This is a genomic window from Streptomyces sp. AgN23 (assembly GCF_001598115.1).
In the GTDB taxonomy this organism is placed as follows: Bacteria; Actinomycetota; Actinomycetes; order Streptomycetales; family Streptomycetaceae; genus Streptomyces; species Streptomyces antimycoticus.
Genome location: NZ_CP007153.1, coordinates 4,012,130 through 4,029,408, shown reverse-complemented (window position 1 = coordinate 4,029,408; position 17,279 = coordinate 4,012,130). Strand labels below are relative to the sequence as shown.

General features: G+C 74.1%; 1 protein-coding gene. It reads left to right on the top strand.

Going from position 1 to position 17,279, the window contains the following annotated elements:
- The first annotated feature begins 30 nt into the window (after window positions 1–30).
- Window positions 31–17,229: a type I polyketide synthase gene (locus tag AS97_RS17650; RefSeq protein ID WP_247204404.1), complete on the top strand. Its 17,199-nt coding sequence runs from the start codon at window positions 31–33 to the stop codon at window positions 17,227–17,229.
- Window positions 17,230–17,279 lie beyond the last annotated feature (50 nt).

The following is a 17,279-nucleotide window of genomic DNA, read 5'->3' as shown; positions in this document are numbered from 1 at the left end:
TCCCCGGGCGCAAGGTTTGTGACGAGAAGCATGGGTGAGACTCCAATGGCGGATCAGGACAAGATCCTCGACTACCTCAAGCGGGTAACTGCCGATCTGCACCAGACGCGGCAGCGTCTTCGCGAGGTCGAGTCGCAGGAGCCTGAGCCGATCGCGATCGTCGGCATGAGCTGCCGGTTCCCCGGAGGCGTCACGTCTCCGGAGCAGCTGTGGGAGCTCGTGGCCGCGGGCGGCGACGCCATCGCGGACTTCCCCACGGACCGTGGCTGGGACACCGACGCGCTCTTCGACGCCGATCCCGACCAGCAGGGCACCAGCTACACCGACAAGGGCGGATTCCTGGAGGGCGCGGGCGAGTTCGACGCCGCGTTCTTCGGGATCAGCCCGCGCGAGACCCTCGGCATGGACCCGCAGCAGCGGCTGCTGCTGGAGACGTCCTGGGAGGCGTTCGAGCGGGCCGGGATCGACCCGGCCACGCTCCGCGGCAGCAAGGCCGGTGTCTTCGTCGGCACCAACGGCCAGGACTACCCGGAGCTGATGCACACGCTGCCGCAGGGCGTGGAGCAGTATCTGCTCACCGGCAACGCGGCCAGTGTCATCTCCGGCCGGATCTCCTACACCTTCGGTCTGGAGGGCCCGGCGCTCACCGTCGACACCGCCTGCTCGGCGTCGCTGGTGGCGCTGCACCTGGCCATCCAGGCGCTGCGAGGCGGCGAGTGCTCGATGGCGCTCGCCGGTGGTGTCACGGTGATGAACAGCCCGCGGGCGTTCATCAACTTCAGCCGCCAGCGGGGCCTGGCGCCCGACGGCCGCTGCAAGGCGTTCGCCGACGGCGCGGACGGCACCGGCTGGGGCGAGGGCGTGGGCATGCTGCTCGTCGAGCGGCTGTCGGACGCGCGGAAGAACGGCCACCCGGTGCTCGCCATCGTGCGTGGCTCCGCGATCAACCAGGACGGCGCGTCCAACGGTCTGACCGCGCCCAACGGCCCGTCCCAGCAGCGCGTCATCCGCCAGGCGCTCACCGACGCCCGGCTCACCCCCGCCCAGGTGGACGCCGTCGAGGCACACGGCACCGGCACCAGCCTCGGCGACCCCATCGAGGCCCAGGCCCTGCTCGCCACGTACGGGCAGAACCGGGCCGAGGGCCGCCCGCTGTGGCTCGGCTCGATCAAGTCCAACTTCGGCCACACCCAGGCCGCGGCCGGTGTCGCCGGCATCATCAAGATGGTCAAGGCCATCGAGCACGGCGTGCTGCCCAGGACCCTGCACGTCGACGCGCCCTCCCGGGACGTGGACTGGACGGCCGGCGCCGTCTCCCTGCTCACCGAGAACACCCCGTGGCCGGAGACCGGCCAGCCGCGCCGCGCGGGCATCTCCTCCTTCGGCGTGAGCGGTACCAACGCGCACACCGTCATCGAGCAGGCGCCCGCCGAGGACCGCGAGGCCCCCGACGGCGACGCGACGCCCTCGGAGTGGACCGGCGTCGGCGGTCTGGTGCCGGTGCTGGTGTCCGCCCAGAGCGCGGCGGCGCTGCGCGCCCAGGCCGAGCGGCTCACCGCCCATGTGCAGGACGCGCCGGACCTCGGCCTGGTCGACCTGGCCCACTCGCTGGCCACCACCCGCGCCGCGCTGGACCACCGCGCCGTGGTCCTCGCGGGCGAGGGCGGCCGCGAGGACCTGCTCCGCGGACTGGCCGAGCTCGCCGAGGACGCCCCCGCGGGCGGCGTCGTGCGTGGCGAGGTCGGCGAGGGCAAGGTCGCGTTCCTCTTCACCGGCCAGGGCAGCCAGCGCACCGGAATGGGCCGTGAGCTGTACGCGGCCGTCCCGGCCTTCGCCCGCGCCCTGGACGAGGTGTGCGCCGCGCTCGACCAGCACCTCCAGCGGCCGCTGCGCGAGGTGATGTTCGGCGACGACAGCGGACTGCTGGACCGCACCGGCTACACCCAGCCCGCGCTGTTCGCCCTCGAAGTGGCGCTGTTCCGGCTGCTGGAAAGCTGGGGTGTGAAGCCCGACTTCCTCGTCGGCCACTCCATCGGCGAACTGGCCGCCGCGCATGTGGCCGGTGTGCTGTCGCTCGCGGACGCGGCGAAGCTGGTGGCCGCCCGTGGCCGGCTGATGGAGGAACTGCCCGCCGGTGGCGCGATGATCGCGATCCAGGCGTCCGAGGACGAGGTGGCGCCGCTGCTCACCGAGCGGGTTTCCATCGCCGCGCTCAACGGGCCCACCTCGGTCGTCATCGCCGGTGACGAGGACACGGCCGTCGCCATCGCGGAGTCGTTCCAGTCTCGGGGCCGCAAGACCAAGCGGCTCACCGTCAGCCACGCGTTCCACTCGCCCCGCATGGACGGGATGCTGGAGCCCTTCCGCGAGGTCGCCCGGCAGGTGACCTACGCCCCGCCGGTCATCCCCATCATCTCCAACCTGACCGGCGGCTCGGTCTCCGCCGACGAGATCTGCTCGCCCGACTACTGGGTCCGGCACGTCCGTGAGGCGGTCCGCTTCACCGACGGCATCCGCCGGCTCGAGGAGTACGACGTCGGCGCCTTTGTGGAGCTGGGCCCCGACGGGGTGCTCTCCGCCATGGCGCAGGACTGCGTCACGTCCGACGGCGCCGTGTTCGTCCCCTTGCTGCGCGGCGACCGCCCCGAGGCCACCGCCCTGGCCGGTGCGCTCGCCCGCGCCCACGTCCACGGCGTGGCCGTCGACTGGGCCGCGGTCTTCGAGGGCTCCGGCGCCCGCCGCGTCGAACTGCCCACCTACGCCTTCCAGCGCGAACTGTACTGGCCCGAGCCGCCCGGCCCCTGGACCGGCGACGTCACCGCCGCCGGACTCGGCTCCGCCGACCATCCGCTGCTCGGCGCCGCCGTGTCGCTCGCCGACGCCGCCGGATTCCTCTTCACCGGCCGGCTGTCCCTCCAGACCCACCCGTGGCTGGCCGACCACGCCGTCATGGACACCGTGCTGCTGCCCGGCACCGCCTTCGTGGAGCTGGCCATCCGCGCCGGTGACCACGTCGGCGCGGACGTCCTGGAGGAACTCACCCTCGAAGCCCCGCTGGTCCTGCCCCCGCAGGGCGGCGTCCAGCTCCAGGTGTCCGTGGGCGCCCCGGACGAGACCGGCCGCCGCTCGCTGACCCTGCACTCGCGCCTGGAGGACGCCGCCGACGGCACCTGGGGCGAGGGCGAGTGGACCCGCCACGCCACCGGTGTGCTCGGCACCGGCGCCACCACGCCCTCCGACTATGCCGAGAACCTCGCCGCATGGCCGCCGGCCGGTGCCACCGAGGTCCCCGTGGACGGGCTCTACGACTGGCTCGCCGAGACCGGATTCGCCTACGGCCCCGTCTTCCAGGGCCTCCAGGGCGCCTGGCAGCACGAGGACCAGGTGTACGCCGAGGTGCGGCTGCCCGAGAGCGCCCGCGCCGAGGCCGAGCTGTTCGGACTGCACCCCGCGCTGCTGGACGCGGCCCTGCACGCCGTGGGTATCGGCTCCCTCCTGGAGGACACCGAACACGGCCGCCTCCCCTTCTCCTGGAGCGGCGTCCGGCTCCACGCCGTCGGCGCCGCCACGCTGCGCGTCCGGCTCTCGCCCGCCGGGCAGGACGCCGTGGCCGTGCTGGTCACGGACGAGAGCGGCGCCCCCGTCGCCTCCGTCGACTCGCTGCTGCTGCGCCCCGTCTCGCCCGACCAGGTGCACGCCGCGCGCGCCGCCTTCCACGAGGCGCTGTTCCGCGTCGAGTGGACCCCCGCCCCGGTGCCCGCCGCCACCACCGTCGTGGCCGGGCAGTGGGCGGTCCTCGGCGCCGAGCACCCCGAGCTCGCCGCCGCCCTGCCCACCGCCGCCGGCTACGCCGACCTGGCCGCGCTCGGCGAGGCCGTGGACGCCGGGACCCCGCTGCCGCAAGCCGTCGTCGCCCCGTTCTTCGCGGACGAGACGGACCGTCCCGTCGAGGAAGCCGTACGCGAGGCCCTGCACCGCGCGCTGGAGCTGGTCCAAAGCTGGCTCGCCGACGCCCGCTTCGAGGGCTCCCGGCTGGTGATCGCCACCCGCGGCGCCGTCGCCACCTCCGCCGACGCGGACACCGAGGACCTGGTCCACGCCCCGCTGTGGGGTCTGCTGCGCTCCGCGCAGTCCGAGAACCCGGACCGCTTCGTGCTGATGGACTTGGACAGCGCTGTAGGGACCGATGAGTCCTACCGTGGGTTCGCCCCCGCCCTGGCCACCGGCGAATCGCAGCTCGCGGTCCGCGCCGGGACCGTGGTCGTCCCGCGGCTGGCCAAGGTCGCCTCCGACCCCGAGCAGACCGTCCCCGCGCTCGACCCCGAGGGCACCGCCCTGGTCACCGGCGCCACCGGCACCCTCGGCGGGCTCGTCGCCCGCCATCTGGTCACCGAGCACGGCGTACGCCACCTCCTGCTGCTCAGCAGGCGCGGGGCCGACGCCCACGGCGCCGCCGAACTCGTCGCCGAACTGCGCGCGTCGGGCGCCGACGTCACCCTCACCGCCTGCGACGTGGCCGACCGCACCGCGCTCGCCGCGGCCCTGGCCGCCATCCCGGCCGAGCATCCGCTGACCGCCGTGGTGCACACGGCGGGCGTGCTGGACGACGGTGTGATCGGCTCGCTGACCGCCGAGCGCGTCGACCGCGTTCTGCCGCCCAAGGTCGACGCCGCGTGGAATCTGCACGAGCTGACCCGCGACAACCCGGATCTATCGGCGTTCGTGCTGTTCTCCGCCGCCGCCGGCACCCTCGGCGGCCCCGGCCAGGCCAACTACGCGGCCGCCAACGCCTTCCTGGACGGCCTCGCCCACCGGCGCCGCGCCCAGGGGCTGCCCGCCACCGCCCTCGCCTGGGGTCTGTGGGCCGAGCGCAGCGGGATGACCGGCGACCTGGACGACACCGACATCCAGCGCATCACCCGCGCCGGAGTGGCCGCCCTCTCCTCCGAGGAGGGCCTCGCCCTCCTGGACACCGCCCTCGCGGTGGGCGCCCCCACGCTCGTCCCCATGCACCTGGACCTGGCGCCGCTGCGCCACGCCGACGCCGGCATGGTCCCGGCGCTGCTGCGCGGCCTGGTGCGGGCCCCCGGCCGCCGGGTGGTGGAGCCGGGCGGCGGCGCGGCCCCCGGCGGGCTCGCGGAGCGGCTGCTGGGACTGTCCGTCCCCGAGCGCGACCGGCTGCTGCTGGAGATCGTCTGCGGCCAGGTCGCCGCGGTCCTCGGCTACGCGGGCCCCGAGGCCGTCGGCGCCGGGCGCGCGTTCAAGGAGCTGGGCTTCGACTCGCTCACCGCCGTCGAGCTGCGCAACCGCCTCGGCGCCGTCACGGGCGTACGGCTCCCGGCCACCCTTGTCTTCGACTACCCGACGCCCACCTCGCTCGCCGGTTTCCTGCGCACCGAGATCCTGGGCGACCAGGCCGACGAGGCCGCGGCGGCCCCCGCCGCCACCGTGGCCGTCGGCGACGACGAGCCCATCGCCATCGTCGGCATGAGCTGCCGCTACCCGGGCGGGGTCACCAGCCCCGAGGAGCTGTGGCAGCTCGTCACCGGCTCGGTGGACGCCATCTCCGGCTTCCCGACCGACCGCGGCTGGCAGCTCGACGGGCTGCTGGGCGACGACCCCGAGCAAACCGGCACCAGTGCCACCATCGAGGGCGGATTCCTCTACGACGCGGGCGAGTTCGACCCCGACTTCTTCGGGATCAACCCGCGCGAGGCCCTCGCCATGGACCCGCACCAGCGGCTGCTGCTGGAGAGTTCCTGGGAGGCGTTCGAGCGGGCCGGGATCGACCCGGCGACCGTGCGCGGCAGCAAGACCGGCGTCTTCGCGGGCGTCATGTACCACGACTACCTCTCCCGGCTGACCGCCCTGCCGGAGGGCCTGGAGGGCTACCTCGGCACCGGCACGGCGGGCAGTGTCGCCTCCGGCCGGGTGGCCTACACCTTCGGTCTCGAAGGCCCCGCGGTCACCATCGACACGGCGTGCTCGTCGTCGCTGGTGGCGCTGCACCTGGCGGCGCAGGCCCTGCGCAGCGGCGAGTGCACCATGGCCCTCGCGGGCGGTGTCACCGTCATGTCCACCCCGGACACCTTCATCGACTTCAGCCGCCAGGGCGGACTGTCGACCAGCGGCCGCTGCAAGGCATTCTCGGGCGACGCGGACGGCACCGGCTGGGCCGAGGGTGTCGGCATGCTGCTGGTGGAGCGGCTGTCGGACGCGAAGAAGAACGGTCACCGGGTGCTGGCGGTCGTGCGGGGCACGGCGGTCAACCAGGACGGTGCGTCCAACGGTCTGACGGCGCCCAATGGCCCGTCCCAGCAGCGGGTGATTCGTCAGGCGCTGGCGAACGCGGGTCTGTCGGCTCGTGACGTGGACGCGGTCGAGGCGCATGGCACGGGTACGACGCTGGGTGACCCGATCGAGGCGCAGGCGCTGCTGGCCACCTACGGCAAGGAGAAGACCGAGGACCAGCCGCTGTGGCTGGGCTCGATCAAGTCCAACTTCGGTCACACGCAGGCGGCGGCGGGTGTCGCGGGCATCATCAAGATGGTGCAGGCGATGGACCACGGCGTCCTGCCCCAGTCGCTGTACATCAACGAGCCCTCGCCGCATGTGGACTGGGAGTCGGGCGCGGTCTCGCTGCTGACCGAGGCGCGGGAGTGGCCGGAGACCGGGCGTCCGCGCCGGGCCGGTATCTCCTCCTTCGGTGTCAGCGGCACCAACGCGCACGCCATCATCGAGCAGGCGCCGGAGCCCGAACCGGCCGAGGCGTCCGCGCTTCCGGCCGCCCGGCCGTCCGTGCTGCCCTGGCTGGTGTCCGGCAAGAGCGCCGACGCACTGCGGGCGCAGGCCGAGCGGCTGCTCGCCGACCTGGAGCGGCGGCCGGAGCTGTCGCCGACCGACCTGGCGTACTCGCTCGCGACCACCCGTGCCGCACTGGACCACCGTGCCGTCGTGGTCGGCCAGGACCGTGCGGCGCTGATCTCGGGCCTGGAGGCGCTGGCGCGTGGCGAGTCGGCGTCGGGGCTGGTGCAGGGCGCGGTGGCGGACGGCAAGGTGGCGTTCCTGTTCACCGGGCAGGGCAGCCAGCGGCTCGGCATGGGCCGTGAGCTGTACGACGCCTACCCGGCGTTCGCCGAGGCGCTGGACGCGGTCTGCGACGAGCTGGACGCACATCTGGAGCGGCCGCTTCGTGACGTGCTGTTCGGGACCGATGCCGAGGAGCTGGACCAGACCGGGTTCACCCAGCCCGCGCTGTTCGCCCTCGAGGTCGCGCTGTTCCACCTGGCCGAGGCGTGGGGTCTGCGGCCCGACTTCCTCTCCGGCCACTCCATCGGGGAGCTGGCCGCCGCCCATGTGGCCGGTGTGCTCTCGCTCGCGGACGCGGCGAAGCTGGTGGCCGCGCGTGGCCGCCTGATGCAGGCGTTGCCTGCCGGTGGCGCGATGATCGCCGTCCAGGCGTCCGAGGACGAGGTGCTGCCGCTGCTCACCGAGCGGGTCAGCATCGCCGCCCTCAACGGCCCGACCTCAGTCGTGGTCGCGGGCGACGAGGACGCGGCGCTGGAGATCGCCGCGTCGTTCGAGGCGCAGGGTCGGAAAACGAAGCGGCTTACGGTCAGCCATGCGTTCCACTCGCCGCGTATGGACGGGATGCTGGAGGCGTTCCGTGAGGTGGCCGAGGGGCTGTCGTACGAGGCCCCGCGCATTCCGATCGTCTCCAACCTGACTGGGACCGTGGTCTCCGCTGAGGAGATCACCAGCCCGGACTTCTGGGTGCGCCACGTCCGTCAGGCCGTGCGCTTCCTCGACGGCGTACGGACGTTGGAAGCCCAGGGCGTCACCACCTACCTCGAACTCGGCCCCGACGGTGTGCTGTCCGCCATGGGCCAGGACTGCCTCGCCGACGCGGACGTGGCCGGTTTCGCCGCCACGCTGCGCGGCGGCCGTCCCGAGGCCGAGACCGTCGCCACCGCCCTCGCCGCCCTGCAGGTCCGCGGGGTGACGCCGGACTGGTCCGCGTACTTCGCCGGGACCGGCGCCCACCGCGTCGACCTGCCGACCTACGCCTTCCAGCACCGCCGCTTCTGGCTGACGTCCCCCGCGGGCTTCGTGGGCGACGTGGAGTCGGCGGGCCTGGACCGGGCCGACCATCCGCTGCTGGGCGCCGCCGTGCCGCTGGCGGACTCCGACGGCTTCCTGTTCACCGGCCGGCTCTCCCTCGAAAGCCACCCGTGGCTGGCCGACCACGCCGTCATGGGCACCGTCCTGCTGCCCGGCACCGCCTTCGTCGAGCTGGCCATCCGCGCCGGTGACCAGGTGGGCTGCGACCGGCTGGACGAGCTGACCATCGAGGCGCCGCTGGTCCTGCCCGAGCGCGGCGCGGTCCAGTTGCAGATCGTCGTGGGCGCCCTGCAGCAGGCCGGGCACCGCACGCTGGAGCTGTACTCGCGGGCGCAGGACGCGCCCGCCGAGATGCCGTGGATCCGCCATGCCGGCGGTGTGCTGGTGGCCGGTGCGCCGCGGCCCTCGTTCGACCTGACCGCATGGCCGCCGCCGGGCGCCGAACCCGCTGAGGTCGAGGGGCTCTACGAGCACCTGGCGCAGGGCGGCTTCGCGTACGGGCCGATGTTCCAGGGGCTGAGCGCGGCCTGGCTGCGCGGCGACGAGGTGTTCGCCGAGGTGCGGCTGCCGGAGGACCGCACGTCCGAGGCCACCGCGTTCGGGCTGCACCCGGCGCTGCTGGACGCCGCGCTGCACAGCACGTTCGCCCGTGCGGGCGGCGATGAGCAGGGGCGGCTGCCGTTCTCCTGGAACGGGGTGTCGCTGCACGCGGTCGGCGCCGACACGCTCCGGGTCCGGCTGACCCCGGCCGGGGCCGACGGGGTGGCGCTGGAGCTGGCCGACGGCACCGGTGCCCCGGTGGCCTCGGTCGAGCAGCTCGCGCTGCGCCCGGTCTCGGCCGGACAGCTCGCGGACGGCCGGTCCGCCGCGTACCACGAGTCGCTGTACCGGCTGGACTGGGCCACCGTGCCACTGGCCACGGACGGCGCGGCCACCGCGGCGTGGACGGTGCTCGGCGAGGGCGCGCCCGCCGCGCTGACCTCGGGTGCCGCGGTCCACGCCGATCTGGACGCGCTGGCCGCGGCCGGGGACGCGCCCGCGTACGTCCTGACCTACCTCGACCCGCGCGGCGCCACCGATGACGAGGTGACCGCCGCCGTCCACACCGCCACTCAGCGGACACTGGCGCTCGTACGGGCGTGGCTGGCCGACGACCGGTTCGCGGCGTCCCAGCTCGTGCTCGTCACCCGGGGCGCGGTGGCCACCGCGGGCGACGCCGGTACCCACGACCTGGCCCACGCTCCCGCGTGGGGTCTGGTGCGCTCGGCGCAGTCGGAGAACCCGGACCGGCTGGTGCTGGTGGACCTCGACGGCACCGACGCCTCCTACGAGGCGCTGGGCACCGCGATCGCCTCCGGCGAGCCGCAGTTCGTGCTGCGCCGGGGCGCCGTACACGCCCCCCGGCTGGCGCGCACCGCCGCCAGTGGGCCCATGGTGCCGCCGCCCGGCGAGCCGGCCTGGCGCCTGGACATCCAGGACAAGGGCACCCTGGAGAACCTCACCCTGCTGCCCAGCCCGGAGGCCGCCGCGCCGCTGGAGACGGGCCAGGTGCGGGTCGCGGTCCGGGCCGCCGGTGTGAACTTCCGCGATGTGCTCAACGCGCTCGGCATGTACCCCGGCGACGCGGGCCTGATGGGCAGCGAGGGCGCCGGTGTCGTCCTCGAGACCGGCCCGGACGTCACCGATCTGGCGCCCGGCGACCGGGTGATGGGCATGCTGCCCGGTGGCTTCGGCCCGCTGGTGGTCGTGGACCGCCGCATGATCGCGCCGATGCCCGAGGGCTGGTCGTTCGCCCAGGCCGCGTCGGTGCCGATCGTCTTCATGACGGCCTACTACGCGCTGCGCGACCTGGCCGACCTCCAGGGCGGCGAGTCGCTGCTGGTGCACGCCGCCGCCGGTGGCGTCGGCATGGCCGCCGTGCAACTGGCCCGCCACTGGGGCGTGGACGTCTATGCCACCGCCAGCCAGGGCAAGTGGGACACCCTGCGCTCGCTGGGGCTGGCCGACGACCGCATCGCTTCCTCCCGCGACCTGGCCTTCGAGGAGACGTTCCGCGAGGCCAGCGGCGGTCGCGGCGTCGATGTGGTGCTGGACTCGCTGGCCCGGGAGTTCGTGGACGCGTCGCTGCGGCTGCTGCCGCGCGGCGGCCGGTTCGTCGAGATGGGCAAGACCGACGTCCGGCTCCCGGAAGAGGTCGCCGCCGCCTACCCCGGCGTCTCCTACCAGGCGTTCGACCTGACCGAGGCGGGCCTGGACCGCATCCAGGAGATGCTGTGCGAGCTGCTGGAGCTGTTCCGGCGGGGCGCGCTGCGGGCGCTGCCGATCACCGCATGGGATCTGCGGCAGGCCCCGGACGCGTTCCGCTACCTCAGCCAGGCCCGCCACATCGGCAAGGTCGTGCTCACCGTGCCCGCCCCGTGGCACCCGGACGGCACGGTGCTGATCACCGGCGGCACCGGCACCCTGGGCGGCCTGGTCGCCCGGCACGCGGTGACCGAGCGCGGCGCCCGCCGCCTGGTGCTCACCAGCCGGCGCGGTGAGCAGGCCGCCGGCGCGGCCGAACTCGCCGCCGAACTGCGTGAGTTGGGCGCCGAGGTCACCATCGCCGCCTGCGACGCCGCCGACCGGGACGCGCTCGCCGCCGTCCTGGCCGACATCCCCGCCGGGCATCCGCTGACCGCCGTCGTGCACACCGCCGGTGTGCTGGACGACGGTGTGATCGACTCGCTGACACCGGAGCGGCTGGAGAAGGTGCTGCGCCCCAAGGTGGACGCGGCCGTGAACCTGCACGAGCTGACCCGCGACCAGGACCTCGCCGCGTTCGTCCTGTTCTCCTCCGCCGCCGGAACGTTCGGCGGCCCCGGGCAGGCCAACTACGCGGCGGCCAACTCCTTCCTGGACGCCCTGGCCCGCCACCGCCAGGCCCAGGGCCTGGCCGCCACCTCGCTGGCCTGGGGCCTGTGGGCCGAGGCCAGCGGGATGACCGGTGAGCTGGAGGCCACCGACAAGTCCCGGATGACCCGCTCCGGTGTGCTCGGCCTGTCCTCCGACGAGGGCCTGGCGCTGTTCGACGCCGCCCAGGAGGTGGGCGACGCCTTCCTGGTGCCGATGCAGCTCGACCTGGCGCCGCTCACCGGCGCGCCCATCGAGATGGTGCCGCCGCTGCTGCGCGGTCTGGTGCGCGGCGGTACGACCCGCCGCACCGCCGAATCGGGCGCGGCCCAGGACGGCTCCTCGCTGGTGGAGCGGCTGGTCCGGCAGGACGCGGCCGAGCGCGAGCAGACCCTGCTCGACCTGGTGCGCGCCCAGGTGGCCGTGGTGCTCGGCCATGACTCGCCCGACGCGGTCGAGGCGAGCCGGGCCTTCAAGGACCTCGGCTTCGACTCGCTGACCGCGGTGGAGTTCCGCAACCGCCTCGGCGGCGCCGCCGGGCTGCGGCTGCCCGCCACGCTGGTCTTCGACTACCCGACGCCCACCGCGCTCGCCGGATATCTGCTGGAGGAGCTGCTCGGCTCCGAGGCGGCCGCGGCCGTCCCCGCCCGGGCGGAAGGCCCTGCGGGTGGTGTGGCCGACGAGGACGACCCGATCGCGATCATCGCGATGAGCTGCCGCTTCCCCGGGGATGTGCGCACCCCCGAGGAGCTGTGGGAGCTGCTGGCCGAGGGCCGGGACGGTATCGCCCGGCTGCCGGAGGACCGCGGCTGGGACCTCGACGCGTTCTACGACCCGGACCCGGACCGGCCCGGCACCTCGTACGCCCGCGAGGGCGGCTTCTACTACGACGCCCACCACTTCGACCCGGCCTTCTTCGGCATCAACCCGCGCGAGGCGCTCGCCATGGACCCCCAGCAGCGGCTGCTGCTGGAGACCTCCTGGGAGTCCTTCGAGCGGGCGGGCCTGGACCCGGGCGCCCTGCGCGGCAAGCAGGTCGGCGTGTTCGTCGGCCAGATGCACAACGACTATGTGTCGCGGCTGCACACTGTCCCGGAAGGCGTCGAGGGCTACCTCGGCACCGGTGGCTCCAGCAGCATCGCCTCCGGCCGGGTGGCGTACACCTTCGGCTTCGAGGGCCCGGCCGTCACGGTCGACACGGCCTGCTCGTCGTCGCTGGTGGCGCTGCACCTGGCGGCGCAGGCGCTGCGCAACGGCGAGTGCACCATGGCCCTCGCGGGCGGTGTCACCATCATCACCACCCCCGATGTGTTCACCGAGTTCAGCCGCCAGCGCGGACTGGCCAGGAACGGCCGCTGCAAGCCGTTCGCCGCCGCCGCCGACGGCACGGCCTGGGGTGAGGGCGTGGGCATGCTGCTGGTGGAGCGGCTGTCGGACGCGAAGAAGAACGGTCACCGGGTGCTGGCGGTCGTGCGGGGCACGGCGGTCAACCAGGACGGTGCGTCCAACGGTCTGACGGCGCCGAACGGTCCCTCGCAGCAGCGGGTGATCCGTCAGGCGCTGGCGAACGCGGGTCTGTCGGCTCGTGACGTGGACGCGGTCGAGGCGCATGGCACGGGTACGACGCTGGGTGACCCGATCGAGGCGCAGGCGCTGCTGGCCACCTACGGCAAGGAGAAGACCGAGGACCAGCCGCTGTGGCTGGGCTCGATCAAGTCCAACTTCGGTCACACGCAGGCGGCGGCGGGTGTCGCGGGCATCATCAAGATGGTGCTGGCGATGCGGCATGGCGTCCTGCCGAAGTCGCTGCACATCGATGAGCCCTCGCCGCATGTGGACTGGGAGTCGGGTGCGGTCTCGCTGCTGAGCGAGGCGCGGGAGTGGCCGGAGACCGGGCGTCCGCGCCGGGCCGGTATCTCCTCCTTCGGCATGAGCGGCACCAACGCGCACGCCATCATCGAGCAGATGCCGGAGCCCGAACCGGCGGCGGTGTCCGCGCTTCCGGCCGGCGAGCCGTCCGTGGAGCCGTCCGCGCTGCCGTGGACGATGTCCGCCAAGACCCCCGAGGCGCTGCGCGCCCAGGGGGCCCGGCTCCGGGCCCATGTGGCCGACCACCCCGAGCTGTCCCTCGCCGACATCGGCCACTCGCTGGCCACCTCCCGCGTGTCCTTCGAGCACCGGGCGACGCTCGTCGCCGCGGGCCGGGACGGCTTCCTGGCCGGTCTCGACGCCCTCGCCGAGGGCCGCACCGCGACCGGGCTGGTCGAGGGCGCGGCGGCCGAGGGCGGCAAGCTGGCCGTCCTGTTCACCGGACAGGGCAGCCAGCGGCTCGGCATGGGCCGTGAGCTGTACGACGCCTATCCGGCGTTCGCCGAGGCGCTGGACGCGGTCTGCGACGCGCTGGACGCACATCTGGAGCGGCCGCTTCGTGACGTGCTGTTCGGGGACGACGCCGAGGAGCTGGACCGGACCGGGTTCACCCAGCCCGCGCTGTTCGCGGTCGAGGTGGCGCTGTTCCGCCTGGTCGAGACCTGGGGCGTGAAGCCGGACTACCTGTCCGGCCACTCCATCGGCGAGCTGGCCGCCGCGCATGTGGCCGGTGTGCTCTCGCTGGCGGACGCGGCGAAGCTGGTGGCCGCTCGTGGGCGGTTGATGCAGCGGCTCCCGGCCGGTGGCGCGATGATCGCCGTCCAGGCGTCCGAGGACGAGGTGACCCCGCAGCTCGGCAAGCGCGTGAGCATCGCGGCCGTCAACGGCCCGACCTCGGTCGTGGTCGCGGGCGACGAGGACGCGGCGCTGGAGATCGCGGCGTCGTTCGAGGCGGAGGGCCGCAAGACCAAACGCCTCACCGTCAGCCACGCCTTCCACTCGCCCCATATGGACGGCATGCTGGACGCCTTCCGCGAGGTGGCGCAGGGGCTGGCGTACCAGGCTCCGAAGATCCCGATCGTGTCGAATCTGACCGGTGGCGTGGTGGCCGCCGAGGAGATCACGACGGGCGACTTCTGGGTGCGCCACGTCCGCGAAGCGGTCCGCTTCCTGGACGGCGTCCGCACCCTGGAAACCCAGGGCGTCACCACCTACCTGGAACTCGGCCCCGAGGGGGTGCTGACCGCGATGGCGCAGGACTGCGTCACCGAGGACGGCGGCTCCTTCGCCACCGCCCTGCGCGGCGGCCGGCCGGAGACCGAGACGCTGCTCACGGCGGTCGGCACCGCCCAGGTCCGGGGCGCCGCCGTGGACTTCACCGCGCTGTACGCGCCGTACCGCCCGCACCGGGTCGACCTGCCGACGTACGCCTTCCAGCGCCGCTCGTTCTGGCTGAACGCCGGACCGGTCGGCGGCGACGCCACCGCGATCGGCCTGCACGCGGCCGGTCACCCGCTGCTGGGCGCCGCGGTGGAACTGCCCGACTCGGACGGCATCGCCTTCACCGGACGGCTCTCCCTGCAGACCCAGCCCTGGCTGGCCGACCACGCCGTGATGGGCACGGTGCTGCTGCCCGGCACCGCGTTCGTGGAGCTGGCGCTGCGCGCCGGGGACCACGCGGGCTGCGACCGCCTGGACGAACTGACCCTGGAAGCCCCGCTGATCGTGCCCGACCAGGGCGCCGTCCAGCTCCGGCTCGCGCTCGCCGCGCCCGACGACACCGGCCGCCGCGCGCTGACCCTGCACTCCCGCACCGAGGGCGCCCCGGCCGACGAGCCGTGGCTGCGCCACGCCACGGGCGCGCTGGTGGAGTCGGATGCCACGGCCCCGTCGTTCGACCTGTCCGCCTGGCCGCCTGCCGACGCCGAGAAGGTCGAGGTGGCGGGCCTCTACGAGGGCCTGGCCGGATCGGGCTTCGACTACGGCCCGGTCTTCCAGGGCCTGACCGCCGCCTGGCGCCGCGACGACGAGGTGTTCGCCGAGGTACGGCTGCCGGAGGACCGCACGTCCGACGCCGCCGCGTTCGGCCTGCACCCGGCGCTGCTGGACGCCGCGCTGCACGCGCTGGGCCTCCGGACGACCGGGGAGGGCACCGGCCAGGGCCGCCTGCCCTTCTCCTGGACCGGCGTCTCCCTGCACGCGGTCGGCGCCGCGGCGCTACGCGTACGCCTTGCCGGTACGGCCACGGGCACGGTGTCGCTGGAACTGGCCGACGTGACGGGCACCCCGGTGGCATCGGTCGAGGGCCTGGCCCTGCGCACGGTCTCCCCGGACCAGTTGGGCGCGGCCCGCCCGGGCGGCGCGTCCGACTCCCTGTTCCGCCTGGACTGGGCGCCGGTGACGGCGTCGCCGTCCGCCGAGGTGGCCCCCGACCGCTGGGCAGCCGTGGGCCCCGGCACCTTGGGCCTCACGGCCTACGAGGACCTGACGGCGCTGGCAGAGGCACTCGATTCCGGCGCGGAGCTGCCGGAGTACGTAGTGGTACCGCTGCCCGTTCAAGCCCGTCCGGCGCTTGAGGACCAGGGTCCAGGGGCGGAGCCCATGGCTGCGGGAAGGGGCGGGATCGGGGAAACCCCCACCCAAGCCGCACACCGCACCACCACCCAGACCCTCACCCTCCTCCAGACCTACCTGGACAACGACCGCTTCGCCGACACCCGCCTGGTCATCCTCACCACCGGCGCCGTAACCACCGCCACAGACGAGTCCGCCCCCGACCCGGCCCAAGCCGCCGCCTGGGGCCTCGTCCGCTCCGCCCAAGCGGAAAACCCGGACCGCATCGTCCTGGTGGACACCGAGGGCCAAGGCGAGGCGACCCAGAAGACCGTGGCCGCCGCCCTGGCCACAGGCGAACCGCAAACCGCCATCCGCGACGGCGTCGTCCGGGCGCCGAGGCTGGCACGGGCCGCCGTGGCGGCGGAGAACCAGGCACCCGCCTGGAACCCCGACGGCACGGTCCTGATCACGGGCGCCACCGGCACCCTGGGCACCCTGGTCGCCAAGCACCTGGCGGCCAACCACGCCGTACGCCACCTCCTCCTGCTCAGCCGCCGAGGCGACCAGGCACCGGGCGCGTCCGAACTCACCGCGGAACTCTCCGCGCTGGGCGCGGAAGCACACTGGGCGGCCTGCGACGCCGCAGACCGCACCGCCCTCGCAGAGGTCATTGAGTCCATCCCCACCGCCCACCCCCTCACCGCCGTCATCCACACGGCAGGTGTCCTGGACGATGGCGTGATCGCCTCGCTGACGCCCGAGCGCATGGCCACCGTGGCCCGCCCGAAGGCCGACGCGGCGTGGAACCTCCACGAGCTGACCCGCGACCACCACCCGGACCTGGCCGCGTTCGTCCTGTTCTCCTCGGCCTCCGGCGTCTTCGGCGGCCCCGGCCAGGGCAACTACGCGGCGGCCAACGCCTTCCTGGACGCCCTCGCCCAGCACCGCACCGCACAGGGCCTGCCCGCCACCTCCCTCGCCTGGGGCCTGTGGTCCGTGGCCGGCGGCGGCATGGGCGGTGAGCTGGACGAGGCCGAGATCGCCCGCATCCGCCGCGGAGGCGTCGGTGTGCTCACGGCCGAGAGCGGCCTGGAGCTGTTCGACGCCGCGCGGGGTTCGGACGAGGCCCTCCTGGTACCGCTGCCGCTGGAGATGGCCGCCCTCAGGGCACAGGCCGGAAGCGGCATGCTGCCCGCGCTCTTCCGCGGTCTCGTCCGGGCGCCCGCCCGCCGCGCCGCCGAGTCCGCGGCGGCCGCCGCGGCCGGTGCCGAGGCGCTGCGGGAGCGGCTCGGCGGGCTCTCCGAGCCCGAGCGGGAAGAGGTGCTGCTGGAGCTGGTGTGCACCCAGGTGGCGGCCGTGCTCGGCTACCCCGGTCCGGAGACGGTCGACCCGGCCCGCTCGTTCAGCGAGGTCGGCTTCGACTCGCTGACCGCCGTGGAGCTGCGCAACCGCCTGAACGCGACCACCGGAGTCCGGCTCCCGGCGACGCTGGTCTTCGACTACCCCACACCGAACGCACTGGTCGAGTACCTGCGCGGCGAGATCCTGCCGGATGACGCGACGGCGGTCACCTCGCTGCTCGCGGAGCTGGACGGGCTGGAGAAGTCCCTGTCCGGGGCCACCCCGGACGACGAGGGCCGGAGCAGGATCACCGCGCGACTGCAGGCGCTGCTCGCGCAATGGAATGACGACCGAGGACCGGAAGACGGCGCCGGAGTCGCCGAGGAGCTGGAGTCCGCCACGGACGACGACCTCTTCGACTTCATCGGCAAGGAATTCGGGATCTCCTGAAATGACCGTGGCCGGCGTGAAGTGACAAGGTCTTCCGGATTCCTCGAGAG

What these genes read in the sequence shown, in the direction of transcription:
- AS97_RS17650 (WP_247204404.1), top strand. Translation starts at nt 31, where the DNA reads ATGGGTGAGACTCCAATGGCGGATCAGGACAAGATCCTCGACTACCTC.